The sequence below is a fragment of the Trichocoleus desertorum AS-A10 genome (assembly GCF_039962155.1).
Taxonomy (GTDB): Bacteria; Cyanobacteriota; Cyanobacteriia; order FACHB-46; family FACHB-46; genus Trichocoleus.
Genome location: NZ_JAMPKN010000031.1, coordinates 1 through 26,497 on the forward strand (window position 1 = coordinate 1; position 26,497 = coordinate 26,497).

Consider the following 26,497-nt stretch of genomic DNA (forward strand, 5'->3'; position numbering starts at 1 on the left):
TTGTCCAGATTGGACGCACCATACAGAAGTTGAGTTATCAAGGTTCTACCCCTGACCCTGCTTTATTTCAAACCTTGTGGAGGGGCTTGACTTGGGCAGGAACGAGTCGCACGCCGAGATACGTGTAATTCTTGATCACATCACCTTGAAATACAGGCTAGGGCAACACTTAGCTTTTTGTCCTTAGCTGTAATCCATGAAAACTTTGAATAGTACAGGTTTGGACTACTTATGACCTAAGTAGTACTTAGAAATTAGTAGTACACACCTATTTTCTAGCTTATCTGAAGCCTGAAACCTTGATTCTCTCGTTAAGTAGTTGTAGAGGGGCTCAACTAATCAAAGGTATGAACCCACGGGGCTAGCCCCAGCAGTTAGTCCGCCCCAAGGGGCGGGGAATGAACCCAAAGAGATTCAACAGGATCAGCTATGTTCTGTACAAAAGCTGAAAGTACGACGCATCAAGGCTTCGATGTCCATATGATAAATTTTTGCACGTATCTCGGCTCAATGCCAAATCCTTGCTCTAACTGCACTTCAGAAGTTGAGTAGTTGCGTGCCTGGCAATCACTCTGATTCGGAACCTGGCTGCGACAGATGTTCTAAAACCCAATTCAGTTTAAGCTTTCCACCTCACCTTGCACTTCTTTGCCCCTCTACCAGCTCAGCCCCTCATTCAAAACCGTAACTTTCTGTTTAAATGCGCCCGCTAGTCCATCATCCAGCTCCGCTGTGGGGGCTGCGAGTTAGAGGTGGGCTTTGAGCACTGCTGCTCTAATTTGATTTGTTCATCGCTTCAGTCGATTATCCCTCTTTTGTCACTCGCGAAAAATAATAAATAACAGTGATACAAGAGCACTGTTTCCACCAATTCATCCAAGCATTGCCCAACAAATTTTGGTGATTTCAGCTATTCTCTGGCAGGTCAGGTATTCTCTAGCAGGAGTGACAAAAGAGGGATAACCACTAAACTCAGAGGAGCGATCGCCCCTCCGAGCGTCTAGCCCTGCTGCCGCCTTCGCTTGCTTCACGCCGCTGTGACCTTGAAAGCTTGTCCTAGGGAGCAGTGACACTGGTTGTCCACTAGGACTAAACCGGACAAATTTTCTGGATGAGCCAGGGGCATGAAAGGGCGTGATCAAACCGCTGCAATCGCCCATTGAACTTCCTCAAAAACCTCAAGAAACTCACTAGTCTAGACACTCTAATAAAAAAGTTGAGGCAGGACTAGCGGCAAGGTGCGATCGCCCATTCGCTTGAGCACACCTTTGCACAAGACATCACCGATTGGCACCCAATGCCCCACCCTGACACAGCGTGTCACGCTGAAAGAAGAACCGAGAGTCGCAATCCATCACATCGGGCACCCTTCGGCACCTCTTGGAACCATCTGCGGATTGTGATGCTCCTGCCCCACCTTGCTTGGCGATCGCTACCCCACACGCGACAGTGACAATCTGTTTTTGCGCCATACCTAACGCCTCTCGTCGCGCGACTATCGCGTGACTGCGGCATCCCTGTCGCGTGACTGCGACACTGAGTAGAGCTACTTATCAATTCTGGCAATTTTCGTTATAGCTCAACTTCGACGCACTTCTGACGCACCCTTGACGCAGTTTGTGTGAATTAAAAAACCACAGCAGCAAGGTTGGGGGTGATACGGGTATTACAAATGGAATCCTTCACAAGTCTGCTCTAGAACTGCTGGCAGCTCAGTTCAGCCCTGCCGCGATCGCGACTCCTCCACATCAATTAAATTTTTGGGGTCTAAATCCACTGGCCACCTCTGGTTTTTTGCCGCTGACCCATAAGCGAGCAGAATTCGTGAATGCTCGCTCCACTACTATCTCTTTCCCCTGTCAGAGCACCCCATGACTGCTGCTGACCCGTTTCCCTGCTGAGTGTTGAGGATCGCTTGAACCCTAAAACTGAGGTTGTAGAGATCTACGAACACTGCTCCATTGGCAAACACAATTTCCTTTAGTTTTATCCGCACGGCGATCGCCTCCAAAAACACAGCAGTTCCATAGCGCGATCTACTCAATTCCATCTTGCTGACATATTGACTGGGTAATGTGAGGAGCCTGGGCCGCATCTCCAGCAGCGATCGGAAACCTTGCGGCGGTCAGCGTCTGTTTTTCTGGCATGCCTAATGCCTTCCTGCCAACTTGGTTGCCCACGGACGTTTGGATCAATTTCCAACCCCTTCTCCAAACAAGCTCCAAACGCTTTCCAAAACCTTCCAACCTCTTTCCGAACAAGCTTCAAATGCTTCCAACCTTTGCCAGGCACCCTTATAGCTCGTCAAAAGCAGAAAGAATCCGGAATTCACTTCCTAAAAGAAGCTGAAGAGCTAGACACGATCGCTGAGCAATACAAGCAGGTCGAGAAGCCTTGAATCGCAGGCTGTTAGCCGAAATTGGCGGCGTCGGCCCCACCAAGGGGAGGGCTACTAAGTGATGCCAGTTTACGCTACTAATCCTAAATGTTTCAGAACCGGCTCCGGCACAAGCTTTAAGACCTCCACCAGCATCGCGGGATCATCCTGTGCCGCCGAGATCATCCCCTGCACATCACTGAGACAATCCGGTGTAAACCAGCTAGCTAGGGAATCTGAAGAGGCACACACTAACGTAGTTCCTTTATTATTACGGTCACTGTTTACCGTATCAGAGAGATACATTTCGGTGAATCTGGCGGCATCTCGAGCTAGCCATGCTGCAAAAACGGCGTTTCGGCCATCCTCATGCCCCATGACTTGATAAACTCGGGTCTGTTTGCCCCTGGGTCCGGGTTGACCAATCATTTCCAGTCGTAACCCCAACTTCCTCAACATCTGGCGGGCCACCGTGACAGGGGAAGCGTTGGGATTGATTTTGAGGTCAAACAGCGCTTTGGTCTGCCACTCGTTAGCGGTCAGCCGCTCTCTCAGTTGAATCAAGTCTGCATCCGAGTTGCGGAGTTCACGTCCTAGGCGTAACAACTCTAGAATGCCTAGCCGCTCCATTCCCACAATCTGCTGGATCAGCAAAGACCCTTTCAAGTCAGGTAACCATACCGAGCCATTGCCACTGGCGATCGCGTTCTGCAAAACGCGACTGTCTCGCTCCTCCAAATACTGGCGACCGAGGGATAAGTAGTAGTGCAGGCGAATCTGAGGCAGCCAACCCTTGTCATCCTTCTCAACCAAGTCAGCCGTCATCTCGATGCCATAGCGTTGATGGAGTTGATGCTTGCGAAGTTTGAATCGTTCCGTATCAGTCTTCGCCCGTTGCTGCTCCAAAACGGCTGCTTCGGCATCGGTAATTGCCTCTGCCTGCTCCACGCTTAGGCACTCTTCCCGGTGCCCTGCCGTGGCCTCTTGCTTCATGGCATCTCTTTCCTGCTCAAGTAGGTCTGAATCGGTTTCTGACTCTGGGCTCACGGAGAGGAGGGTATGTCCTTCCTCCTGAAGTCCTTGCAAGACGGTGTCTCGATACTTCAGCATTCCTGCATTGATGCGACAAGCCATCCGCGCCCAAGTGCGTTCATAGACTGGGTCAACGGGGGTAGCAATGTCATCAAAATCAGCGTTCATCAGTAGTTTCAGAGCAATGCGGACTGCTTTTTGCTGGCTCTTGAATAAGCTGCTGGGGTGAATTGCTCCATTACCGATGCGAGAGGAGCCACAGCGAGCGATCCACACATGACGGTCTACCCGTTCCCTCAGACGTGCTAGGGTCTGGCGCACTGAATCGGTCGCTCCCACGCCTTGGAAACAGCCCCAGACGCTATCGAAATGTCCAACTAGGTCGATGGACACTCCCGTCTCAATTGAGGGCGAAGCAATCACAATGTCGTACGCTCGCAGCACTTCATTGAGTTTAGAGATGCAACCATAAGCTGCATGTTGGGGATTGCTGATGGTCTCACTATCAATTCTGAGGATGCGCTTCTCAGGAAATAGACGGCGCAGGTTGCGTTCGACATTGCGAGTGCCCCAGGTGGACTGAGGCTTTTGAGCACTGAGTTGGACAAGGACGGCTTTGGAAGTGCTTTGTAGATGCACTTTCAAGCGGCTGTACCAAAGTGCCGGGGTGGTTTGGTCGTAGTGGTAAATGTTAGCGCCTTGCTCCGGCTGCCAATCGTTCCGCACAATCCAAGGAGTTAGCTCTGGCTGTCCCGTTAATCCCTTGATCAGATCAATAGACAAGTCCGTGAGGTCGGCATCGGATAGGATCACCCGCCCTTTACCAGCGGGATGCAGGGTATTGAGCAACAATTGCTTTAATTCCCGCAGCACTGCGATTCGATGACGCTTCACTTCTGTAGCCGCGTTGAGTGTGTGCCAGATGACTTGCTCCGCCTCATCCAGAATCACGAGGGGGTCTTTCCAGTACTCGGCTTTAAATTTTGCTTGCGACTGCGGATGCAAGGAATCGACACAGACCCCGTACCCGAGTAAAGACCCAGTCTCAGAGTCACGAACTTCCGTAACATAGTTGATGCCAAAGCGATCGCAGAGAGCTTGACCGAGTTGAATGCGGTGAGTCAGGATCAAGACTCGCTGCCCCTGCTCGATCGCCTCTTGAACTAAGGCAATCATCGCTTCCGTCTTCCCAGTGCCTTTTGGGGCTTTGAGGCAGATGAGCCTGGCTGAGTCTGGAATTGAGAGCTCCCCCAGATATCGCTGATTCACAACCACTTGGGCTCGATAGGTCAAGGAGCGGTAGGTGTGGACCAGCCACTGCTCTAGACTCAAGGCTTGCTCGTAAACTCGATCCCAAGCGGCTCGTCCCTGGTTCACCACCAAGTCATCCACGCCTTTGCCCTGCGCTGGGTCCCATTGGGCGATCGCGACCATGCCCCCTATTTTCGCTAGCAGTCCCGCCAAACTGGATAACGCCTTCGTGACCTTTTGCCGGGTCTGCTCCTTCACATCTTGGTCAAAGGCTAGAATGTGTTGCCTGCCGCTTTGGCAGAATCGCTGGACATCGGGAATCAGATAGGGCAGGACGGAATTACCTGATGCATCTTTACTACGATGCCCGCCATAAACGCCAAACAGAGCGATCGCTACATAGCCATCGCTGAGCAGACACAGCGCCTTCTTGCCACCTTCGGTCCAAACAATCGGAATTTCTGGATGCTCCTCTAGCCAACGCCAAAAGCTATCCCCCTCGGGAGGACAATCACAACCATAACGGGCCGCAATTTTACGGCGAGTGGCTTGGTCAATGACTGGCAGATAAGCACGGCTCCCGCCCTGGTAGACGCTTTCGTATTTACGGAACTGTCTCTTAGTGGCGTCCCAGTTCGGACAAGCTAATTTCGCTTGCCAACAGCTCATGTCTTCATTGAGGAAGAGAGCTCCATACTGCTGAGCATTCGCTTGGTGGCGGAAGCGACGAAATTGCCAGTTGAGGGCGTCGTGGAGGGGTGTTTCCACCTCTCCCCCTGGCAGTTGCTTCAGGTCTGGCTCGACGGCGATCGTCGCTTCAAACAGTTTGGGCTCAATCCCTGATTCCTGACAGAACTCTTGTTCGATCTTTGCCCTAAACGCCTCTAGCGATCGAGGCGCATGGCATGTGGCAGGCGGCAGCGATCGAGCCTTGCGGTCAAAACCTAGAACTCGAGAGCCCTTCATTGTCCACCCCCTTGAGCTTTAGGGGAGAGAGCCACGAATCTGATCAGAGCAACGACCTGCCCACAAGTAATAGAGCAGAGATTATCATCGAGAGCTGGAATGCTGACGAGTTTGTGGTGTTTAAGGCAAGTCTCGTCAGGATCTAAGAAGGTGACTGGGTTCGCTTCTTCTGGCTCAGACTGAATAGCAACTTGGTGGATAACGTAGCATGCAATCCGCTTAGCTTGAGGTTGAGGAGACTGGGATTGCGTTAGGGTTGATTTTGGATTGGATGGAGACTGCGACTGTCGCAGATTCTCAGAAGCTCCAAATAGTGGAAGTTGTGGCACTTGTCAGTTCCTTTGATTTGTGGGGGATCAAAGGAACCAGAGTCACCGAGGTTAACAACCGAACGAAACAACCACACCTGTGTCAGGAGGTCGCTTCGTCAAATCTTCAAAGATCGCTGAAAGTTGCGTCATATAAGCAATCCAGTGATATCCTGATGCAATCCCATAGAAGATGGGTTAGGATTGAAGACGAGGGCATCCAAGCCCTTCCGATTGAACGTCGGGTTTTGCTGGTCGGCAAAAATTAATCCCTGGTTCCGCTTATCGAACTCCCTCTGTCGATACCCGACGTTGGGAGTTCAAACTTTTAAACAATCTAAGCTGCTGCTTCTTGTGACTGACGGTGAGCGAGATACGCTCGCATGAAGTCAATCACCTGAGTTTGGTGGATCACATAGAAAGCTCCTCCTTTCTCTCTGCGGATAAATAAAAACTTTTGATTATCTACGTTAGCGTACAACTGTTCTTGGTGTTCGTCTAATCGGGTTTGTCCCCAAACAATTAAAACTTTTGCCATCGGTCTACGACTCCCTTTGGCAGTGCCGCCAAAGAAATTGCGCCTGTTCTTTCTCAGCCAAAACTCTTGCTCTGCGAGATCATCAAGGGGGTCAGGCTTCCATCGGCTCATGCCCTTCTGACCCCGCTTATGATACAGAGCTTCTTTGTTCTGGTTATAAACAACCGTTGAATCACCATGAGAGCGAATGGCAAACAGTAGAAATTCCTTACCTGGAAATCTAACAATCAAGTCAATCGGTTGAGCTTTGGGAGTTTTGTGGAGGGGTAACATTTCTACACCCAGCTCCTCAAAATTCTCCAAAATCAACTTCATGAGTTTGATCAGACGAGCCACTTTTTCCAATCTGACCATTGGTTTCCATGCCAGCAGCAATCCAAGTAAGCCCACTGAGAAGGTGGTCAATCCAGTCAGAATGGAGCCGAACCCGATTGAAGTGATGACAGCAGATAACTCGTCCTTCTCTAACTCAAGTTTTTGAAGGGCTTCCCGGTTGTCGAAAGGTGCGACATATTCGGCTATTTCCTGCTCCTGAATCCTTTCCTGGAGTGTTTCCAGCTCTTTGAGGACGGCCCAGTTATCGATCGTTTCAGGGTAGTCCTTGCTTGGCGTTTGCAAGATAGGTGTCGTTGACATTAACTCTGACTCCTCCCTGCTAAGCAAACCTGATTGGCTGTCAAGCTTAAGCGCTTGAAAGTTGGAGACTGAATGGGGTCATCTCCTCGCACCGATTCATACCGCTCCTCGGTTTGAGCGCAGATGTCGATATATTCCTCAAAGCTCACTCTCGGTCTAACTACTGCTTGTGTCATGGCGATCGCTCCTGCACCCCTACAAACATGCTCATGCCCTTGCTGCCAGAACTTGACTTACAGTGAGTTTTAGATCAGGAAGAACGGATGAAGCGACTATCTCGCTCTCCACAAACTCTCTGCCCTCATAAATCCCCTCATCCAGATTAAAAACTGTGACCTTTTCCTGAATGGGGTCTACCACCCAATACTCAAGGATATTGAGTACTGCATACTCAGCACGTTTTGCTTTGTAATCTTGGCTTTGAGTGCTTTCACTCACAACCTCAGTCACCAGAATTGGAGGTGGTTCATACAACTCAATCACTGCTTCGCGGTCGAGCATGGTCTCCCACTGCTCTAATGCGAGAACCACGACATCCGGGATTCTGGCGGTATCCCACCGCCCAGCACGGGGAGAACGTACCCCGATCGAAAATAACTTGGAAGTCCAAGGCTTGCTTTGGCGTGAGATTTCAGCTTTGAAGTTGTCATTGAGAAAGCCTACGATCGCGCCGTGCTTCCCTTTGCCGATGTTCATTGGGATTAATTCACCGTCTACCAATTCATAACGGGTGTCAGTCCCATCGTTATAGGTGAGCCACTCAGTAAAAGTAAATCGTTGCTTAACTACTGCTTGTGTCATAGCAGCCTCCTATACCGTCGTTATAACAGGGGTGCACTCCAGGTTTGTCGCTAATCGAAATTGCCCTTCCAGAACTAATTCAAAATCAGTTACAAACTTTGACCGTTCGCCTGGATTAAGTTGGGTTACATAGGGGTAGGCAGAAAGAACAGATTGTTGAGTTAGCAACTGCTTCATCACATCTAGCCCATCGTCTCCCTGTTCAAACCATAACTCTCTTAAGTTTCGAGAGCGAGCTTCAGCCTCACTAACTTGAAGTAGTTGGTTCATTGCCTGGTTTGTCCAAACTTGCCAGTCGCCTTCCATGAGCACTAAAGATTGAGGGTAATTAGACAAAATCATACGTTCACCTAATTTCAAGACTTCAATCTCAGGTAAGTTGTGCGGATAAGGTATTTCTAGACTATCGCCTTCATGAGCAAGTGATGCCGAAATATGCCAAGCCATTCGGTTTGCGCCTATCCAAGTTAACAGCAACGCTCTCATGCCAGCTGCTAAGACCTGGGAGGCCAAAAATTTATAATTCTCTCTCAGAACCTTAGCGTCTTCGCGAGTGAGGCACTGGATGACCAGCAATCGATCGCTCTCATTCTCCCATCGACTCACAGCCCGATAAAGGGCAGTCCCAGCTTTATGTAAACCCTGCCGAAATGCCTTGATAGCACACTTAAATGTAAATAAGCGTGCATCGTGAAGTGACACGATTTGATGGGCTTGAAGAACAAGGTTTTGACGCTGATTACTCATAGGATCACCCCCCGTTTGTGTGAGTGGTGTTTTGGCGATGATGGCTGCAAGAGATTGCTTTCAATTCATCAAATGTCCATCTAGAGCCATCTGACTTTGTTAGCACTAGCGTTAGGTCTAGCAACTGCTCCTCTGCTGGTTGATCCCCATTCCGCAATCGAATCAATGCTTCAACCGATATATCAACCTCTTGAGCTAATCGATCAATCGGCCAACGTCGATTTTTGAGTTCAGCTTCAATTAGGTCGGCGATCGAGTGGGAGTCAGTACGCCTACGAATGAGTTCTGTAGCTGCTTCTGCTAATCGGGCTAATTCGTTAAGAGATAAAGTTGGAATCCAAGATAAGACTTTGTTAATAGTCAAAGGTTGGTCTGTTTGAGGAAGATTCGCTAGTAACTCGTCTAGCTCAACTTCGCCAGCAAGATAGCGGGATAAATCCTCATCAGCACACCCTAGATAAGACACCAAAGCCATGCGGTTTCCACCTCTGGGCGTTTCGACATCTCCAGAGAGCCATCCAGACAGAGTACCAGGGTCAACCTTAATATCCCGACTGAAAGGACGTAAGCCTTTTCTGCCCTTCAGTCTGGAAATTAACTCTGAGAGTCTGCTAGTGCTTTCTGCCACGAAGTGAATGCATATATCAAACATTCTCAAGCATAAGCCCTAAATTCAGTTTAACCTTAATCTAAACATTAACAACCAGAACGTTTGATTTTGTTTGACTTAGTGTTAGCATAATTCGTAAGTGAACGAGAAACAAGTCGTAACGAACGCTGCAAACGCCTTACGACCGCCTACGAATTTTTTAAGGAGAATACGCCTAATGGACAAAACCTTTGACGCCAGTTCTGTTCAAGCTACCTACGAATCCCCTGCGATCGACTTTTCCCGAGTGCCCAAACGTTCCTACGACCCTTCGCACAGCCCTGCTACGAACGAGAGCTTAGACGGGTGCGAACAGGGCTTTGAAGAGTCTGAACTGCCTGAACCTCGGTCTAGCAAGAGGGATGAGTTACTGAAGATTGACCATTGGAAACCGACAGAACCTCAGTTTTGTAAGGCGATCGCGGAACATTACCAGCAAGGGAAGCGGACGATTCAGAAATGGTTTGTGGATCTCAGAGAAATTGCACCTTGGTTGGCTGAATCCGAGTTGCGTCTCAGCGACGATCGCTACACTCCCCTAGCGGTTGAACTTTTGGGCGATCGCTACTTTGCCGGTTCTAAAAAGAAGTGGGCGCAAGTGCTGACAGAACGCTTTGGCGATCGCGCTGCCGCCAATGCTCCTAGTCCGGAAGCGCCAGCAATTCGCCCAGAAGTTTTACCCCGCGAGGATCAACCAGCGCCTGTAGAGCGGACTGCTGCATCATCACTTGTTCCTACAGGTGTGAACTATCTGACTGCGCTGGAGGAAGAAGAGGCGGAACTGCAAGTCCTGGAAGCCCAGGAAGTCGAGCTTTTGAATCGAATGCACCAGAGCTACACCCGCTTGAATCAGAATCAAGCGCAGTGGGACAGAACCGCAGACCTGAGACGACAACGACTACTGCGGCAAACGCGATTGGAAGCTGCGGCCTTGGCCACAGAGCTAGAAGCTGAGTTTGAAAACACCTTACGAGAAACCCAGTATCAGATTCAGCGGGGCAACGTTCCAGCGCCGGGAAAGCCGCAAGCGCAAAACCCCCCCTCGCAATCAGCTTAATCGTCCTGACACTGGTTTCAATCCTGGTGCTTTGGGCGATCGCCCCAGTGCTCTCATCACTGCAAATACCGCAAGTTTCACCCCACACTGGCTCAACTCAATGGAACGCTTCACCGCCACCGAAACCCTAGCTTTCCAAAATTTGGCGCTCAACACTGCTGTAGAGGAGGTTGAACGCGCTGCTGTGAATTGTGAAATTGCTGGCTTTGCCACCTCAATCGCAGCTCAGGAAACCCAACTTGCCTTCATTCGCTACCAACAAGCCAGAATTGCCCTCGCCTTCAAAGTCCTTCACTCTCAAACTCCATGAACACCTTGCTAGCAACCCGACGACGCTCCTAGCAGCAATTCAAACTCGATGAATCACCATGCTCAACACAACTCCTCACCCCGCGATCGCCCTAGAAATCACCCTTCCAGAGCCCCTCTTTGACCAACTGCAACAAGTGCTAGATACTCATCCGACTGAGAGCCTGGATAGCTTGACTTACAAAGCCTTAGCGGTCTATCTGCTGCACCTCAAGACATTGGAAAGCAATTGAATTATCCCAGTGCTCGCCCTCCTCACCCAAAGGGGTGAGTACCTTGCTCAAATTCCTGCTACTGGAGGCTTTCAACCATGCAAGAGTACCTACAGCAACTCATTCCCCATCCCCAAATGGGCTACTTATTTCCCCATCGCACTGCTGTGGCCGCCTTTCGAGTCCCCAATGAATACCAATTGAATAAGCATCGTCCCAAGCTGGTCGAAAATCAGCATTGGTTCAAGATTAGAGGCGCTGATCACATCGATCGCGTTTTTTACTCCTTGGCTGGACTGTTGTTGCTGGCTGATTTAGTCGCCACGCCGCAGGCTCAAGCGTTTAAGCAAGCTCTAATGCAGCACTGCCAAGGTGGAGCAATGGTCAAAGCACCTCCCAACTTCCTATATCAGCCTCCCAGCATTTCAACCGCACTGTACGCAGAGCCCGTGGCTCAAACTACCTTTGAGTCTGATCCAGACGAATATCTGACTCCGGCTGATCCGGCTTATGCGATTGCCCAGTATCTTCAGCCCCAAACTTCTTGGGGAGCTGAGCCCGCGATCGCTCCCTCTACCACTACGACTTCCGAGATGCACCAGCACTCGCAGGATACGGCTGCTCTCATTTTTCAGGCTCAGCGTGTCGCGAGTGAGCAAATCTTCCAAGCCCAGCGGTTAGTAACAGAGCAGCAAAAAACACCGGACGTGCAGGTCACGGTTAACTTGTGGCGCAAATGGAACGCTTGGGTGGACCAACAAGACATCTTTGCCTTCTCGTTAGTGGCAGCAGGAATGATTGGGCTGGCGGGTTTCGGGAGTTGGTTGCTCGTGAGCAGCGCGGTTCGTCATGCGCCCGCTCCTGCCTCTCACTACAGCCCTCAAAGCTACTGGAGGTAGGCAGTGGGAATGACGACCTTCATCGCCACACTGTTGAACTTCTACTGCCGCGATCGCCTGTCCCCTAAAGCCTCATTACCAACACCTTAAAGAGGAGATTTTCAATGACTGACCCTTCGCGCAAATCTCGTTCCCGTTCCGCCAAAAATGGTTCCAACCCTCTGGATGCTATCCTTTCGCCCCTCACGGGTGGTCATGGGGGCGTAGCTAATTTCAACCTAGGTGAAGTGGACCACGGTTTGAGCTTTCCCGAATTCAACCCCAATGACCACTTTGCTTCAGACTTGTTCAGCGACTCTTCCTCCTTGCCCCGCACCTCCAAAACTGAGGCAGATGTCGCTTGTGCCTCAATCGAAGAAAAGCGTCAAACTCTGAGAGTGGCTCAAGCCAACATTGCGTTGAACCAGGATGCCGCTGGCACAGGTGTGGCCTTCCAGAAGTTTGTGGGCACCGTGATTGACTATGGCACCACTAAAGTCAACAACCACACCAAATTCATCAACTATCAAACTGCTCGGACGAACCTTGATACGGCTCAAACCAAGTGGAGCCAAGCTCAAGAGCGCTTGATTCAAGAACAAGCGGTTTTAGACGGCATGGTGGAGATGACGCCGCTGATTCGGGAGGAATGGGAACAGAAAAAAGCGCTTAAAGCCAGTCGAATTGCTGACCTGAAACAATCGGTGTTTGAAGCAAATGCCAAGCTCGATGCCGATATTCGTCAACTGGCCAATGCCACTGTTTAAGGGAGGAGGCAGCAATGGAACGAGCCGAACTCCTACAACAACTGAAACAGCCGAAGCTGATTGCCGATATTGCAGCGGGTTCAATTGCGGTGTTGGGACTGTTCGGCTGTTTCAGTGAGTCTCCCTTCACCCGCAATCTCTCGATTGCCGCACTGATGGCAGGTGTCGGCACTGTGGGAGCCAATAGCGCGATCGCCCAGCTCTACGCAGAGTGTGCCTTGAATGTGATGGACAAAGAGCTCAGCCGCCAGGACAACGTTCTGGAACTGTCAGAAGCACAGGTGAGCGAACTCACCCACAAGCTGGAAGAGTGGAAAGCCTTCTGGGGACACCAGCAGAGACATGGAGAAGCCCTGAAGCTGCAACTAATGCAAGCCCAGACTGCCTTGTTTGAGCTGCGCTCTGAAAATGGAGAGCTTAACAGCCACATCGCGCTCTTGGAATCCAACATTGAAGCTTGGCAGCAACGCATTCAAAGCTTGAGTATTCAGCAGGAGCGCGATCGCCAGCAAGCTCAGGCATCAGTAGACGCTTTAGGAGTTGGGGTCAAAACGACGATGGCAGCAGCAGTGGTTGAGTACCGCGATCGCCTGCTGGGTTCCATTGAAGCAACTATTGGCCAACGCCTCGACTTGGTACCACAGCTAAAACGCTTAGCAACAGAGGTGAAGCACGTCGCTACGGACCACCTCAACCACATCACAAACCTCTCCCCTTCCAGCAACCTTCCAGCATTTGTCGATGAAGCGTTGAGGCTCTTACAGCAGGAATTTGAGGAGCTTTCCGCCCTCAAGGTGAAGTATCGCAACGTCATCAACACTGGGGACAAGCTGCATTACCAGTCCCAACTGGCTGAGAAGGCGGTTGAACTTGATGAATTGCAGCAAGGATTAGCGCGATTCCAGCAGGACTTCATTCCCAGAAGTCAGCATGAAGCGATTTTGAGTGAGTTTCAAGTCAAAAAGGATGAAGTGCTCAATTCTCTGGCTCAACAGGTGGAAGCCCTGGAAGTTGAGCTAAATGGGGATACCGATGCCTACATGCAAAAGCTGCTTCAGCAGCTTGACTGGGCTACCCGTGAAATTGCCAACCTTAGAGAACAGGTAGACCAATTACGCAGGCCGCAGACTTTCAGCCCAGCCACCCGAGATGACCTGCGAATGGGAAATCAAATCATTGAATACTTCTGGCTGCATGGCATTCTCCTAGACCGTGCAGGTAGCGACTATCGTAAGCATGAAGCCATTCTTTACTTCCACAGCGATCGCAACCCACGACTGATTTTGTCAGGGGAGTTAAACGAACACGCCGAGAAGTTACCGCAGATTTTGCGCTGCTTGAACGTGCCAAAGTTTGCCTACGATTCAGAATCAGGTTTGATGAGCGTGAAGCTGGCTCTGTCTCGGAAGCCACCGCTTGGCGTTGAAGACGTGTCTCGGCTCTGGAGACCCAAATCACAGTTTGAAAAACTGGCAGCTCAATGGATTCGAGTGCGAGTCACCGGCGGGAGTGAGGCAGGGAAGAGCCCCACTGCCGAAAATCTCGCAGTGTGCTTGCTCAAAGCTCACCCAGGCCAAGTCAAGCTGTCCAATCCTCAGTACCACAGCCGCAAAAACTACTGGTCTATTCCCGTCACCTGGACATCGCATAAAGAATCAGTGGCAGGGATGAAAGAATTAGCCGATCGCGTGGAGAGACGTTCTACCGGAGCGGAAGGATTTGAAGAGTTTGTGCTGTATATGTTTGATGAAATTGATAGCACTTTTGTGAAACACAAATCAGCTTCTCAATATGTTCTGTCTGCGGTCAAACAAGCCTCCCACCAGAATCTTGGAATGGTTTTTATTGGGCAGAATGCGAATGCGTCTGAGTACCCAGGCATGGATCGAAGCGACTTTGAAAACTGCGTGAATGTGCATATTGGTAGCAACGCAAAACACGCGATCGTCAACTCCAATATGTCATCTGAATTGAAATCAGAATTACAGAATCAGTATGACAAGTTAATGGAATTTTGTGAGGCTAAAAATGCAGAGCTGAGTCTGGATAAAACTGACCCCCAAGCTTATCGTTTCGCTCTGGTAATCGAGCCGCAGAAGAAACCCTATTTCATTGAGCTCCCTCACTTTGGATGTTATGGATTTGACCAAGTGCTCCCGGTAGAAACAGTGGATGGAGGTCAAGCATCCAGCTTGCAGCCCAGTGCATCCATCTGCATCTTTGAGCCCGCAAACTCTGATTCTGCCGTTGCATCCGAGATGGCATCCGCGTCCTATGTAGGGGTTGGATGCCCGAAGTGCAAAGAGGGAATTCTGACCCGCACTAAAAAGAATAGAGGTTCGCTGTTATACGTCTGCGACACTTGTGGAAAATCCACTTCTGAAGGGCTCATTGCGGCCCACTTAATCACTCAAGCCAACACACAATAAATGATGACAAGATATCTACGTGAATTGTGGTCAAATTGTTGGTTTTAGTCTAAAAGTTACGAGAACGCCGATACCTTCTTGAGGGGTTGTGCAAAGCACCCAAGTTTGAACCAAATTAGTTAACAAAATAATCGGCAACTATCGACAGAACACAAGCTACTATAGCAATCTGATCTGAGTTATGAGAACTATCAAGCTCAATATCTTGTATTAAGTCACGTTTGCCCCACGTCTCATTTAGTATTGCTATAGATTAACTCGTAACCTGTTAATCTAGTAACTTTATTACTTGCTGCTTACTGGCACAACCATCAATAATTAATCTACTACTTCGTGCGCAACCTCAGCTTTAGTCTGCTTAATCTCAGTACCAAGTTCCTCCAGTTTTTTATCACTCATACACTGGCGTACTTTAGGAAAGAGACTGTTCTCTTCTTCATCCAAATGATTCAGCATAAACTCTTGTAGTCCCCTAACTTTTTCTTTGAATTTAGATTCATTAGGGCTTATAGATTTAATTTCCAGAACCATTTGGTCGCCTTTGTCATGCTCTTGGTGACCTTTATCAATCAGTTCCTGAGTACCTTCACAATTGCTTGCTTCTGGGTATAGAACTTGCTCTTCGGCTTCAGCATGTATAGTTAGAATGTTGCCGAGTTTCTCAAAATTATCCTCTAACTCTTGGGGGTCATCAGTATTCTCAATATTTGAAAAGAGACTTCTAATCCTGGCATGATCCTTTTCTAACGTTTCAATACCGTCCATTTCGTCTTTACTCCTTTTCTGACATTGCTTTGCTGAACTACCAAAAGATTTCTTTGTTGCTATAACAAGTTGAACTTGGTAGTCGGCTGCTTCTTCTTGCTTCCTCAATTTAGGTGTCGCAGACCGAAAATACCTAAGCACAAAGACATAAATGAACGTCTCTGCTGCAAGCAGACGGAGTATCACTTCGATACACCTCACACGCTTCGCGGCTCGGCTGCGCTCAACAGCGCCCATTCGGACTGCTGTGCCTCATTGCGCGATCTGGGCTGATAGTCGGGCACTGGTTGTGCATCTTTGTAACCTCCTGAAGTTTCCATAACAAAGTAGCTGTTTCGCTCGGGAGCATGTCACCTTTGCGAGGTTGGGTGAGATCCTCGAAGCGATTGCTCAAATTCTGTACGATGAAAGCGACCCAGAAGCGATGCAAACACTCGAAGGCATCGAGTTGACCATCCGAGAGAAGATACAGGCGCATGTTAGTCCAGAATTGGGGTGTTTTTTATCCGAACGGTTAGCGGCACGCAAAGCGGCAGAGTGCGAACCCTAAAAAGTACGCTGGGAGAGTTAGCCATCACAACAGAGCAAGCGAAAAAATTGAGCGTTGCTCCCTACCGACAGTTGAGTCCGCATCTGGAGAACTGTTGTCTACGTTTAAGTGCCAATGTGTCGTATGAGCAGGCAGAGCGGGATGTTGCCTATCTCACCGGGATTCGAATTCCGGCTAAAACTCAGCAGCGCTTAGTGCATCAGCAGACGTTTGAAGTTCCAACGGCAGAACAACCGATTGCCCAACTGAGTGTAGATGGTGGAAAGGTGCGAGTGCGAACGCCCCTAGGAGAGGAATGTCAATGGCGAGATTACAAAGCCATTGCCACTGACCAAGGACTCAGTGCCAATTTTCAAAACAATGCCCAGCTGATTGCATGGGACAATGCTCAAGCCCTAGAGAATCCGTTGACTTGCTGAGGCGATAGACATGCCGGAGTTTGGAACATCGTTGCTCAAATTGCGACCGCACAACAGCGTCGCGAGATCCTCGATGGGTATCATCTCAAAGAGAATCTCCACAAGGTCGGTGGTTCCATCAAGCGCCTCCACCAAGCCGAAGCCCTACTGTGGACGGGGAAAGTGGATGAGACCATTCTCCTGTGTGAGCACTGCCAGAAAAAACAGGCACAGAACTTCTGTGAGTACTTACGCAAACATCGCTATCGCATTGTCAATTACGATTACTTTCAAGCGGAAGGGCCTTGTTCGTACGCCTTTGGCGGAGCGAAGCGCTATGGTTCGGGTGCGGTTGAATCTGCCATCAAACAGATTGACCGTTGCGTTCAAATATCCGGTGCACAGTGGAAGCGTGAGAATGTTCCGCAAGTGCTGGCTCATCGCTGCGCTTATCTCAATGGGCTAATCGGTCTCCAAGACTGACATGCTCCCCATTCCAAACCCCTAAATGGCATGCCGTGTCACACCTAAGTTAGGCGTTTTAGGTTTGACAGTGACCACCGAGCTCTCAGCATTATTTTAATTTTGGAAGCCTCTCAAGCTCTGCAAGTTTTGCCTTAAGTGCTTGTTTGAAAGCTTTAATTTCTTCTAGTTGCCAGTTCTCCACAGAAGTTGTCTGCAAGTTTTTAATTACACGCTGGGATAGGGGACGAATAGGTGATGTGTCAGCATTGTGTGTTTTGAGCAACTCACTAACTAGCGCACGGGTCTCGTTCAACGATAGATTTTTATCGGCTACTTTTCTGGCAGCCTCAGTTCTTATCCTTGCTGCTGTTTCATCTCCTATATTGAGTTTTTCAGCAGAAAGTTTGTTGAGTTCTCTAACCTTGCTAGCATCTAAACTAAATTCTCGAACCACTTCCTTGAGGTCGTTTGCGATCGCCAGCATTGGAAAGACATTTGTGCTGATAGATGATGGATTCAATTGATAGTCCAACAGCGTTTGCAGAATGCTAAGTTCTGCCTCTTGTTTCAGTTCAATTGTCTCTAGCCAATCATGCTGCTCATCTCTTGATGCAATGGTGATAGCTGCCAACTCTGAGAGCTGCTTGTTGCGTTTTAATCGTTGCAGGCATGTGTTGAGAATGGTTGGAACGCGATCACGTTCTTCTTCTAAGACTGGATGACGGTAAATAATCTGGTTGATTAAACATTCTGCTAAATCAAGAGGATGTAGGTCTTTTCGGTGGAGAGAAGTTGACAAAGCCTGACTTTGAATTTCCTGAATATTGATTTCCTCTGTTTCTAGCGGAATAATGACAGCTTTGAGTGTTGGCCACGGAATTAAGGAGGCTGCTCGCCACCGGCGTTCCCCGTCAAATATCAAATAGCCTCCCTTCCAGGGAAGCAAAATTACTGGAGTGTGCTGCCCTTCTTCCTTCAACAGCTCAGCAAGTGCTTTTAGTTCGGACTTTGGGAACGTTTGGCGAGGTTGAAAAATGTTGCGCTGCATTCGTGAAATCTCAATTTCTTGAACTCCGCTTTGGACAGAGAGCTGTTGGGTTAGCTCTTGAACTTTCGCCTCTAGTTCTAGTTTCTCTGATGCAGCAAGTTTCAGGCTTTTTAGCTGTACAATTTCAGCTTCCAATTCTTCTACTCGGTTCGATAATTGGTAAACTTTTTGGGTTTGCCCAGCTTCAGCAAAAATTTGACTGGCTCCGATTGGTTTAGGTCTTGCCATTACTTCCCCTTCAAAACTTCAATAATGCGAGACACAATTGGGTCAAACGATCTGACGATCGAATCTCCAGGTTGGTAAAGGTGAACAGGTAGCCCTGTGCCACTAGCGCTTAAGATAAAGCCTGACTCCCTGATGGGAGGGAAACAGGTGATGCCCATCTGCTGTAGTTGGTAAGGAATCGTTTCAGTTAACTCAATATCTGTTCGTTGTTTTCCCTGTTTATCAAGACCTAGCAGGTTACGATGAGCTGCAAACTTAGAAACATTTACTCTAGAAGGCACAAACCCTAGAATTTCAGGTTTGGGGCGTAAGCGAAGCGCTTCAATCTTCTGATAAAACCAATTCACCATTCCTGCTGCGCCAAAAGAGTCTTTATACTCTGGCTTCAAGGGCACCAGAATATGAGTCGATGCAGCAAGGGCAATCAGCCCCATTGGCTCTAATGATGCAGGAGTATCTAAAATAATGATCTCTGCATTAAGTGGATAATCTTCCAGCCTGTCTTTCAATACCTCATATCTACGCTCGTAGAGATGCAAGCTGCGGATGATTTCTTCTAGTGGTGCTCCGCCCTGTATCACCTGCACGTTATCTATGTGGTCCTGCCAAATTTGTACTAAAGGATAGTTTCCTTTAAACTCTGGTTTAAAGACATCTGCGAGAGATTCTTCTTTTTCAGGAGCAGTTACCTTTCCTGTAAACAGGCTCAGCGATCCGTTTTGATCTAAATCAACCAATACTACTCGATGCCCTTTCTTTCCCAGTGCATATGCTAAATGAGTAGCCAGTGTTGTTTTCCCAGAGCCCCCGGTATTGCTCTCGATCGCAATTCTAATTTGCTGGGTAGCCTTAGGCATAAGAGTTTAGTTATGTACCATAACGTTAGAGTACATAACACTGTACCCTAACGTTATGGTACAAGTACCCCCACTATGAGCTTTTGAAGATAAGGATTCTGCAAAACACGCGGGCTGGAGATGCCGGAGCTGCAACTGAGGGGGGCGATCGTGACTCCGAGCTTTCGAAATTACTAGCACTTGAGCAGTAGCTCTGGTCTTAACCAGGGAAAGTCTAGAGTGGATGAAAAAAGGGCGATCGCCTATGACAACTGGTAGGGAAGGGTGTGCTGGTATGCTGGCTCGACTAGCGGAACTCATTCAAATGTCCGAGGACCCAGAAGTGAGGGAAACACTAGTTGAGGCCCAAGCATTATTACAAAATGCGATCGCCAATGCCTCTGAAGCTGAACCCGCAGCGATCGTTCGTCTGTTGCAAGAGTGTTTGAATCACGGGAGCGATCGCCGGGAGTAGTGGTGGAGCAGCCTCACGTCGGCACGATCTCTTGATTTCTGGGTTTGCGAGGAACATTGCCGGAAACAAACAGGGCCATATTGTTTGTAGTATGTCTTCAACTATTGTGACTGTAAGCGATCGCATTATTGACAATGCCGAAGTTCACTCATTTTCGGCATTGTTGCTAAGCATTAACGGCTGAGTTGAGTGGCGGCAAATAACTTTTGCATCATAACCAACGTCTTGATTCCGTCGTTCCAACGTCGCGTTTATACCGTTTTAAGTCGTTGTTTCCTCTCTGTGCCTATGGACAATTTGAATCGATGGACGCAGCTTAACCTGGAGGTTTTGCTGTTCGGACAAGGTAATCTCAAGAATTTCACTACCCTTTTCTTTGAGAACTTGTATATCTTTCACTCCCATCGCCTCAAACTCATACAAACAATGTCCACGATGTTTGAGAATAATCCTGACATCTTTGTAGACTGGATGAATTGCACACGACAATGACAATTCCCCGTCTTCAACCAAATAAACTGAGTCATCGTATACCCAAGGAACAGAAGGATCTAATCTTTGAGGCTCTACCTCAAAGAATGACAAAAGCTCCCAATCCTCAGCACTGATGTATCTCATGCCCTGACCAATCTACTCCGCGATCGCCCCATTGTAACTTCAAGGTATCGTCTTCCCAACGATCTCACATTACCTTGACCTCAAACACAACAGGTAAGCTGTCGGTGCGGCCCTACCGATAACTCAGGCGGCATAACTATTATTAGAGGGAAAGTTTCGGCATAATTACCTGAAATAGGGGAGTTATGCCGAAACTTTCTGTATATTTTTCCCGCAAAACTCCCCTTTTCATCAGCCTATTAGCTCCAAATTTGTAATTGGCTGTGATGTCTGAATTGGAAGAGCGAGCCTACTGCTACTCCCTCCTAACCTAAGGTAAGAATCTTCAATCTGAAACCTATTAGTAGTAAGTTTTTTAAGTATTCTTAATGGCTGAAATATCAACAGGATCTCAATTAGTTGAATGAATAATCGGACGCTACGATCATCATCTCCATCCGCTCTACTACTGAATCCCACTTTTGAAAATCTGAGCTCCCATCGCCGTGGTAATGAGCGGGCGTTTCTTCCCTTAAAGGAATGTAAGCCTTGTAATATTTAAGACAAGCATCCAAGAAACCTCTATTATCTTTGTCATGTTTCTTTGCTAAAAATGCCGATCTTAATTCTGCTTCAGTAACTTGCCTGATGGAGCTTTTGAATCGGTGTTCGTAGTTACTCCAATCATCAAATTCAGAGTCTTCTATCTGAATATTCCAATCATTCTTAAAGTCTTTTCCACACTCAAATCCAAACAAATAATGTTCAACAAGTTGGTCCTTGCGAAAAACCTTAAATTCATTGAAAGAAGCATGATGAGAATCATGAAAGGTAATGCTATCAGTATTTAAGAGCAGAGCTAATGCAGAAGCGATCGAATCCCCGGTATCTGAAAGAGGCAGAATAGTTCATTGATGGTTGAGATATCGCCAAAACGGAACTACCCAAAGTACTGGAGGTAATGATTTATCAGGTCTTGATTTTCTAGCTTGTCGTTGTCGCTCAACCTCTCTCCACGAAGCATCATTAGCGGCAACATAATCAGCAAGTTTGCATTGAGATCTCAACTCAAGCTTAAAATATTGCTGGATAACAACATTGACAGCTTCAACGGATGCTTTAACAAGAACACAGTTGTCTAGCGCATACTTATCACAGCCAAGTTTTTGAGTAACAGAAAAATCTTTAGCCATCGAAAGGTATGACTTTAATCTGGTGTAGAACTTTTACCAATAACCTAAGTGTACGTTTCCACAGATCCATCAAGCCATATAACTTCTATCAGAGTTCGAGATGCTGAGATCGAGAGTGGGATCTCTCGCCTGGATGGCTTTCCTGATGCTTCTGCTTTTCTGGGTCTAGTGGCTGTGGCAGAGCTTGCTGGCATAATCGTTCATGGAATTGCTCGATCGCCGTACAGTCCTGTTCAGTCAATCCATAGCTCTGATACTTACCCTCTGAGTAGCCCATTATCAGGCGATCGCGGTGAAAGAGTTCCGGTTGACCTTCCTCACCCAAGCGAATCTGGTAGTCCTCAAAGGTTGCAGCCTTAAGTTTGCCTCTACCCATCTTCTCCCGGTTCCATATTGCTTGAATTTGAGGTACCAGGCGATGAACATATTCGTTTTGTACCCTCAAAATATCTTCAACTGGGTCAAGCTCAACTATCCCTTCAGTTATCAACTGGACCCCAAGTCGTTTAACGTCGCGCTCCCTCTCTAGTCGCTGCTGGAGCGCTGGGAGTGTGTAGCCTCGGCCCAGTTGAGATCCTGACATCCGTATCATTTCGCCTTTAGTATCCGCTTGCTCAAAAATGATGCCTGGTTTGCTGGGGCGATCGCACTCCCTGAGTGTAATACCGTGGTTTTGCAGCAACGCTGCTTGCAGCTGCTCCAGGTTATGCCCCGGAATTGCCTCTTGATCAATGGCATTTTGCATTACGACCATTACAGGGGGAATTCCAGTTTTCTGCCACGCCTCGACTTGTCTGCGAGTGGGCGATCGGCGTTCGATTTCGTAAGAGCTTTTTAGAGGTTGAAGTCCGTATTCTTTTTCAGTTTCGCGACAGATGCGCTGGCTGCGCTCGTGGTCTTGCCAGGTTGAAATAGCTCGACCATCTAAGAGATTGATGCGACTGGCCACGAAATGCGTATGCAGATGCTTCGTATCTTCGTGGACCGCACAGAACCATTGATACTCGTATAGTTCCATTTCAATAAACTCATTGACCTGCTGTTTGTATGCAGTTTTGTCTTCACGTCGCAGCAATTCTGGCTTCCTTGCTGATACCACTAATCCTGCAAAGCGAGCGATCGCTCTCTCTTTCAAAAACTCGTCACTCAACTCCTGAATCACTGCATCCTCATAGCTATAGGCATCAATCAGGTGGTAAACAGGCCGCTCAATTCCAGGGTTTAAGTCGCGTGATAGGAGGAATTCGCGGGAGATTGTATCCGAATCGGAACCCATTACGGTACCACCGAGTAACCGTGCCGCTTCCTTGTCGAGCACGTATTGAGTGGTTTCTCTAAAGTTGTGATTCTGCAACGTCTTCCCAATCATGCTTCGTTTCCTCCTGATTGGTATGCTTGCCCGAGCTCAATTGCAGCCCAATTTCTACCAGCAGTTTCTCCAGCCGTTCCAACTGCTCTAAGTAAGCGGCAGTGAGGAGTAAATCTCCGTTTTGCTTAGCGGCTATATTCATTGCCTTCGCCATTTGGTTGCAGTTCGCTCTGAGTTGAGCGAGCTGAACGTAGGCTTCGCGGTTAATTTGAGGGGCGATCGCCCGAGGGCGAGGAATGCCAGATCCAAACACTTTGGCTCGCACAAAAGCTGAGAGGGTGACCCCCTGCCGTAGCTCTTCTAGTTGCCGTTCTTCCGCTTCAGTGACGTAAAAGCGCTTGGCGATCGTTCTGCGTTGATGCAGCTCAGAATCTCCTAAAGCCTCTCGAATTTCGCCTCTGAGTTCCGCGATCGCCTGATCCATCGACTCAAAATTAGGCATAACCCTCCAACTCGCCACCGAGCCATCAGAATTCTGTACTAACACTTCTGGATGGATTTCGGCGGACTCGGGGGCGAAAAGCTACTGCCCAAATTCAAAGTTTTGCTAAGACCGTCTTCTGAAGCCGCCAGCCTCTGCGTGATTTCGTTAGAAGAGTAGTAGAAGCATTCCATCGGAGTCATGGCGATTTGGGCAAGACTCAGTGAGGTCATCATGGGCAAGCCGCCGAAGATTTATCCCGAGAGCACGGCGAACCAGTTGAGTTCAAAACTGGAGCACCTGGCGCAAAACCCCAAGGGCTTGCAGGTGAAAGAGTTAGTATTTCGGCTCAGGCCCAAGATCGAGGCAGCACAGGAGTCAGGCTACACCTTAGAAGATATCGTCAACGTGTTTAAGGCGGAAGGCGTTGACCTGACCTTAAATACTTTGAAGCGGTATTTACAAGAGAGCCGAGCCTTTAACCCCCAACACGACCTACCCACAATCCCTGCCTTGGATTCCAAGCCTACTAAGGTCAAAAAGACTAACTCGCTTCCTGCTGTATCGTCCCAGCGATCGCAAAAATCAGGGCTACCACTTCAAGAGCAACCACGACCTCATCCGGAGCGTGAGCTGCAACCGCTATTAACGAATACTAACGAGCATGGTTTTCAAGAAATGCGTGCTGATGACGACCTCTAAACAGAGATAAAAAGTGGAGCAATGGCCAGTAAAACCACAAAACTTCAACCTCAAGTTGCTGAACCCCGAGCCAAGCAACTCCATCCCAAAAGAATGATTGGCATCACCTCCGACAAGGGCGGTAACGGCAAAAGCACAGTTGCTCGCGCTCTGGGTGACATCCTCATTCGACGAGAGATTCCGACTCGGGCCTTTGATTGCGATCGCCGCAACGCGCAACTGCATCGCCATTACAATCAAGCGTTTTCGTCAGCCTTTGATTCAGGTGCAGGCGTGAGCCGGATTGATCTCAGTGTTAGAGGGGGAGCCGATGAACTCCTCAACAGTCTGGAATCTCCCACGACCCAAATTGTGCTGATTGATTTTCCTGCGGGTGGAGGAGAACTGTTTGAACGCTTTGAACGAGAGATCAAGCTCTTCGACTTCCTGGATGAAATCGGGTATCAACTGACAATGGTCAGTGTACTCAGTCGGGTCAAAGATAGCATCAACTCGTTAAGAACCCTGATGGAGTACTGTGGCGATCGCGCGGACCATGTAGTGCTGAAGAACTGCTTTTTTGGAGAGCCAGAAAAGTTCAGCCGCTTTGACCACAGCAAAACGAAAGAGCTGGTGCTGCAAACAGGTGGGGTGATTCTCAACTTCCCGGACCTGTATGACAGCACTTACGACGTACTAGATGATAAAAATCTGACCTTCAGTAACGCTTTGCAACCTGAGAGTGGGTTGCCGATAGCCGATCGCCGTCGAGTTAAAGTTTTCTTAGATGAAGCCGAAGCAGAATTTCTCAAAGCTGCGCAGTTTTTAGGGTTGGCCTAGAAGAAGGCTGAGCAACATGGATTCAGGGTGCGATCAACTTACCTTTCTATCTTGGAAGCAAGGCAGCTCAATCTGACAAGTACTAACTCAATTGGGTATCCACGATGGCTAGCAGCACTCCTGATAGTAGCGGCAACCGCAAGCCAATCCTCACCGGAAATACGGTTCTCGACAAACTGCTCAACCAACTGGACAAAGGCGATCGCGAGTTTATTCTGCGATTGATGGCAGAGTTGGGCATCCCAACCAATGACCCGATGCACCCCTTCTTAGTGGCGTTGCAATACTACGTCCAGATTCTCCGAGAGATTCCGGCAGCAATGAAATCAGCAGCGGATGAATCGTTTCGTAAAGCTGCCACAGTCTATGGCACCATTCAATCCAATCTGAATCACTCAGTGGCTCAAATCGAAGGCATTCGGTTGCAGTGGGGGGAAGACACCAAAGCCTTACTGCCTGAGTTCAGGTCTACCTTTAATGCTGCTTTCGACCAGGCCATTCAGTCAGCGGATGCAGTCCTTAAAAAGAAGGTGGAGGCGTACCGTCAAGAGATTAATCAGATCAACGCCACCGCTTCACGGGACTGGAACCAGGAGCTTGTCCGCACTCGCAATCTCTATCTGAGCGATGTCTTCTGGCAGGGTTTGGTTTGGGCTAGTGCTGCCACAGCGATCGCTCTGGTAGTAGTGGCAGGGTCAGCTTACTGGCTCGGGACTCAGCAAGGACGGGCGATCGCTGCCCAAGAGTTTGGCGACCAGGACTGGTACACCATCAGTCAACAATTGATTAACCGAGCGGATAATAAGGAACGGTTGCTTCGTTGCAACGAAGACCGCAACGCAAAATGTACCCTCTGGATAGAAAACCCACCGCAACAGTAGATAAACAAGGCAACCTTTTCACCGCTACCCTTACTTTCCCTAATTCTTGGTTTTAGGTGATGATGGGCGATCGCCAGGTTGGACGCTTCACTTCATTGAACGGGCAAGCCGCTATTGGGTCAATGCTCAAGCTGGACAAAAAAACACTGCCTTATTTGAGCAAGGAATCCAGAAGGCCTGACAGTGGGCGAAACCTGCTGAGCTTATCCGGTGGTTTACTGATGGAGAACGACGCTAAGGCATAGCTTTATGGCAGCTTGCCAATGCCTATCTCAAAGCGGGGGAAGTTCACTCAGCTTTGAGATGGGCAAAGTCTAGCGGCAAGCTTTAGAGGTGGCCATGAAGATTAAAAGCTCTCAAGGACGTAAGCGAGTGGAGTGCGTCTAGGTGGAGCATCCCTTTACCGCATTCGGCCCTGTGCATGAAGTTCATGCCAATCACAATGAAGCCCAAAATAGTGCCTTAAGAAGACGTGCGAGTGCTGATCGCAGACAGCAGAATATGTATGCCAAACGAGTCGAGGGGTTGCAACGAGTGCTAAACGTTTAGCAATTGGTGCATAATTGGGTGCGACCACACTGGGGACTGGGAAAAAATAGGACTCCAGCAACACCAATGGGATACTGTGGTCGTCCCCTTTCGATGGATGAGATCCTAACCAGTCGTGGGTTTCATTGCCTCACCCCTTTAAAAACTAGTGCCGTTACTTCAACTGGATTTGGGCAGCATAGCCGCATCGTTAATACTGCTGCTCAACGAGCAGTATTAACGATGCGATCATGGAATTGACACG

Annotated in this window: 30 protein-coding genes and 1 pseudogene; 13 read left to right on the plus strand and 18 right to left on the minus strand. The window is 48.7% G+C overall.

Annotated features, from left to right (window positions below):
* Positions 1-872: 872 nt before the first annotated feature.
* The 10 genes from NDA01_RS24285 to NDA01_RS24330 form a co-directional block, all read right to left on the minus strand.
* The gene (locus NDA01_RS24285; RefSeq protein WP_348230032.1) at positions 873-1,160 is read right to left on the minus strand and encodes a hypothetical protein; all 288 of its coding nucleotides are present in this window, start codon (positions 1,158-1,160) and stop codon (positions 873-875) included.
* Between the two features lie 120 nt (positions 1,161-1,280).
* On the minus strand, positions 1,281-1,472 hold the full coding sequence (locus tag NDA01_RS24290; protein WP_348230033.1) for a hypothetical protein: 192 nt from the start codon (positions 1,470-1,472) through the stop codon (positions 1,281-1,283).
* 371 nt (positions 1,473-1,843) lie between these two features.
* On the minus strand, positions 1,844-2,050 hold the full coding sequence (locus NDA01_RS24295) for a hypothetical protein (RefSeq protein WP_348230034.1): 207 nt from the start codon (positions 2,048-2,050) through the stop codon (positions 1,844-1,846).
* Between the two features lie 417 nt (positions 2,051-2,467).
* Positions 2,468-5,626 (minus strand): plasmid replication protein, CyRepA1 family, encoded by a 3,159-nt coding sequence (locus tag NDA01_RS24300; RefSeq protein WP_348230035.1) that lies wholly within the window; start codon positions 5,624-5,626, stop codon positions 2,468-2,470.
* Positions 5,623-5,955 (minus strand): hypothetical protein, encoded by a 333-nt coding sequence (locus NDA01_RS24305; RefSeq protein ID WP_348230036.1) that lies wholly within the window; start codon positions 5,953-5,955, stop codon positions 5,623-5,625. Before NDA01_RS24305 ends, NDA01_RS24300 begins: the two co-directional genes overlap by 4 nt.
* Before the next feature lie 316 nt (positions 5,956-6,271).
* Entirely contained in the window at positions 6,272-7,108 is an 837-nt protein-coding gene (locus NDA01_RS24310; protein ID WP_348230037.1) for a hypothetical protein, read from the minus strand.
* Entirely contained in the window at positions 7,108-7,284 is a 177-nt protein-coding gene (locus NDA01_RS24315) for a hypothetical protein (protein ID WP_348230038.1), read from the minus strand. Before NDA01_RS24315 ends, NDA01_RS24310 begins: the two co-directional genes overlap by 1 nt.
* 31 nt (positions 7,285-7,315) lie before the next feature.
* On the minus strand, positions 7,316-7,909 hold the full coding sequence (locus NDA01_RS24320) for a Uma2 family endonuclease (RefSeq protein ID WP_348230039.1): 594 nt from the start codon (positions 7,907-7,909) through the stop codon (positions 7,316-7,318).
* Positions 7,910-7,918: 9 nt separating this feature from the next.
* A complete protein-coding gene (locus tag NDA01_RS24325; protein WP_348230040.1) occupies positions 7,919-8,356 on the minus strand; it encodes a hypothetical protein in 438 nt (145 codons plus the stop codon).
* 304 nt (positions 8,357-8,660) lie between these two features.
* The gene (locus NDA01_RS24330) at positions 8,661-9,284 is read right to left on the minus strand and encodes a hypothetical protein (protein WP_348230041.1); all 624 of its coding nucleotides are present in this window, start codon (positions 9,282-9,284) and stop codon (positions 8,661-8,663) included.
* Positions 9,285-9,483: 199 nt separating this feature from the next.
* Between NDA01_RS24330 and NDA01_RS24335 the strand changes: the two genes are divergently transcribed.
* The 6 genes from NDA01_RS24335 to NDA01_RS24360 all read left to right on the plus strand — a co-directional run bounded on the left by NDA01_RS24335 (position 9,484) and on the right by NDA01_RS24360 (position 14,957).
* Positions 9,484-10,362, plus strand: a complete 879-nt coding sequence (locus NDA01_RS24335; RefSeq protein WP_348230042.1) for a hypothetical protein — start codon at positions 9,484-9,486, stop codon at positions 10,360-10,362.
* Positions 10,363-10,462: 100 nt separating this feature from the next.
* Positions 10,463-10,672, plus strand: a complete 210-nt coding sequence (locus tag NDA01_RS24340) for a hypothetical protein (RefSeq protein ID WP_348230043.1) — start codon at positions 10,463-10,465, stop codon at positions 10,670-10,672.
* A gap of 58 nt (positions 10,673-10,730) precedes the next feature.
* The gene (locus tag NDA01_RS24345) at positions 10,731-10,904 is read left to right on the plus strand and encodes a hypothetical protein (protein WP_348230044.1); all 174 of its coding nucleotides are present in this window, start codon (positions 10,731-10,733) and stop codon (positions 10,902-10,904) included.
* Positions 10,905-10,981: 77 nt separating this feature from the next.
* Complete coding sequence (locus tag NDA01_RS24350; RefSeq protein ID WP_348230045.1) at positions 10,982-11,782, plus strand: hypothetical protein; 801 nt, start codon at positions 10,982-10,984, stop codon at positions 11,780-11,782.
* Between the two features lie 104 nt (positions 11,783-11,886).
* Positions 11,887-12,528, plus strand: coding sequence for a hypothetical protein (locus NDA01_RS24355; protein WP_348230046.1), 642 nt, complete (start codon positions 11,887-11,889; stop codon positions 12,526-12,528).
* Between the two features lie 14 nt (positions 12,529-12,542).
* Positions 12,543-14,957: a coiled-coil domain-containing protein gene (locus NDA01_RS24360; protein ID WP_348230047.1), complete on the plus strand. Its 2,415-nt coding sequence runs from the start codon at positions 12,543-12,545 to the stop codon at positions 14,955-14,957.
* A gap of 318 nt (positions 14,958-15,275) precedes the next feature.
* On the opposite strand, the gene NDA01_RS24365 is transcribed toward NDA01_RS24360, so the two are convergent.
* Positions 15,276-15,959 carry a hemerythrin domain-containing protein gene (locus tag NDA01_RS24365; RefSeq protein ID WP_348230048.1) on the minus strand — a complete coding sequence of 228 codons (684 nt, stop codon included), beginning with the start codon at positions 15,957-15,959 and terminating at the stop codon, positions 15,276-15,278.
* Positions 15,960-16,086: 127 nt separating this feature from the next.
* Between NDA01_RS24365 and NDA01_RS24370 the strand changes: the two are divergent.
* Positions 16,087-17,153, plus strand: a pseudogene (locus NDA01_RS24370) (ISKra4 family transposase).
* 91 nt (positions 17,154-17,244) lie between these two features.
* Here NDA01_RS24370 and NDA01_RS24375 read toward each other — a convergent pair.
* Positions 17,245-18,318, minus strand: coding sequence for a ParB/RepB/Spo0J family partition protein (locus NDA01_RS24375; RefSeq protein WP_348230049.1), 1,074 nt, complete (start codon positions 18,316-18,318; stop codon positions 17,245-17,247).
* Positions 18,319-18,410: 92 nt separating this feature from the next.
* Positions 18,411-19,268 (minus strand): ParA family protein, encoded by an 858-nt coding sequence (locus NDA01_RS24380; protein WP_348230050.1) that lies wholly within the window; start codon positions 19,266-19,268, stop codon positions 18,411-18,413.
* A gap of 244 nt (positions 19,269-19,512) precedes the next feature.
* On the opposite strand from NDA01_RS24380, the gene NDA01_RS24385 reads away from it, so the two are divergent.
* A complete protein-coding gene (locus NDA01_RS24385) occupies positions 19,513-19,722 on the plus strand; it encodes a hypothetical protein (RefSeq protein ID WP_348230051.1) in 210 nt (69 codons plus the stop codon).
* A gap of 261 nt (positions 19,723-19,983) precedes the next feature.
* Here the strand turns inward: NDA01_RS24385 and NDA01_RS24390 are convergent, their stop codons facing one another.
* The 5 genes from NDA01_RS24390 to NDA01_RS24410 all read right to left on the minus strand — a co-directional run bounded on the left by NDA01_RS24390 (position 19,984) and on the right by NDA01_RS24410 (position 23,323).
* Positions 19,984-20,340 carry a hypothetical protein gene (locus NDA01_RS24390; protein WP_348230052.1) on the minus strand — a complete coding sequence of 119 codons (357 nt, stop codon included), beginning with the start codon at positions 20,338-20,340 and terminating at the stop codon, positions 19,984-19,986.
* Between the two features lie 395 nt (positions 20,341-20,735).
* Entirely contained in the window at positions 20,736-21,077 is a 342-nt protein-coding gene (locus NDA01_RS24395) for a hypothetical protein (protein ID WP_348230053.1), read from the minus strand.
* Positions 21,078-21,227: 150 nt separating this feature from the next.
* Positions 21,228-21,512 carry a hypothetical protein gene (locus tag NDA01_RS24400; RefSeq protein ID WP_348230054.1) on the minus strand — a complete coding sequence of 95 codons (285 nt, stop codon included), beginning with the start codon at positions 21,510-21,512 and terminating at the stop codon, positions 21,228-21,230.
* Positions 21,513-21,600: 88 nt separating this feature from the next.
* On the minus strand, positions 21,601-22,881 hold the full coding sequence (locus NDA01_RS24405) for a relaxase/mobilization nuclease domain-containing protein (RefSeq protein ID WP_348230055.1): 1,281 nt from the start codon (positions 22,879-22,881) through the stop codon (positions 21,601-21,603).
* Complete coding sequence (locus NDA01_RS24410; protein ID WP_348230056.1) at positions 22,847-23,323, minus strand: plasmid mobilization protein; 477 nt, start codon at positions 23,321-23,323, stop codon at positions 22,847-22,849. Before NDA01_RS24410 ends, NDA01_RS24405 begins: the two co-directional genes overlap by 35 nt.
* A gap of 180 nt (positions 23,324-23,503) precedes the next feature.
* Between NDA01_RS24410 and NDA01_RS24415 the strand changes: the two genes are divergently transcribed.
* From NDA01_RS24415 to NDA01_RS31980, 5 genes are all read left to right on the plus strand, one after another.
* Positions 23,504-24,004, plus strand: a complete 501-nt coding sequence (locus NDA01_RS24415; protein WP_348230057.1) for a hypothetical protein — start codon at positions 23,504-23,506, stop codon at positions 24,002-24,004.
* 21 nt (positions 24,005-24,025) lie between these two features.
* The gene (locus tag NDA01_RS24420) at positions 24,026-24,823 is read left to right on the plus strand and encodes a P-loop NTPase family protein (protein ID WP_348230058.1); all 798 of its coding nucleotides are present in this window, start codon (positions 24,026-24,028) and stop codon (positions 24,821-24,823) included.
* A gap of 104 nt (positions 24,824-24,927) precedes the next feature.
* Positions 24,928-25,704, plus strand: coding sequence for a hypothetical protein (locus NDA01_RS24425; protein WP_348230059.1), 777 nt, complete (start codon positions 24,928-24,930; stop codon positions 25,702-25,704).
* A 46-nt stretch (positions 25,705-25,750) separates the two neighbouring features.
* Positions 25,751-25,885 carry a hypothetical protein gene (locus NDA01_RS31975; RefSeq protein WP_431193509.1) on the plus strand — a complete coding sequence of 45 codons (135 nt, stop codon included), beginning with the start codon at positions 25,751-25,753 and terminating at the stop codon, positions 25,883-25,885.
* 206 nt (positions 25,886-26,091) lie between these two features.
* The gene (locus tag NDA01_RS31980) at positions 26,092-26,253 is read left to right on the plus strand and encodes a hypothetical protein (RefSeq protein ID WP_431193510.1); all 162 of its coding nucleotides are present in this window, start codon (positions 26,092-26,094) and stop codon (positions 26,251-26,253) included.
* Positions 26,254-26,497 lie beyond the last annotated feature (244 nt).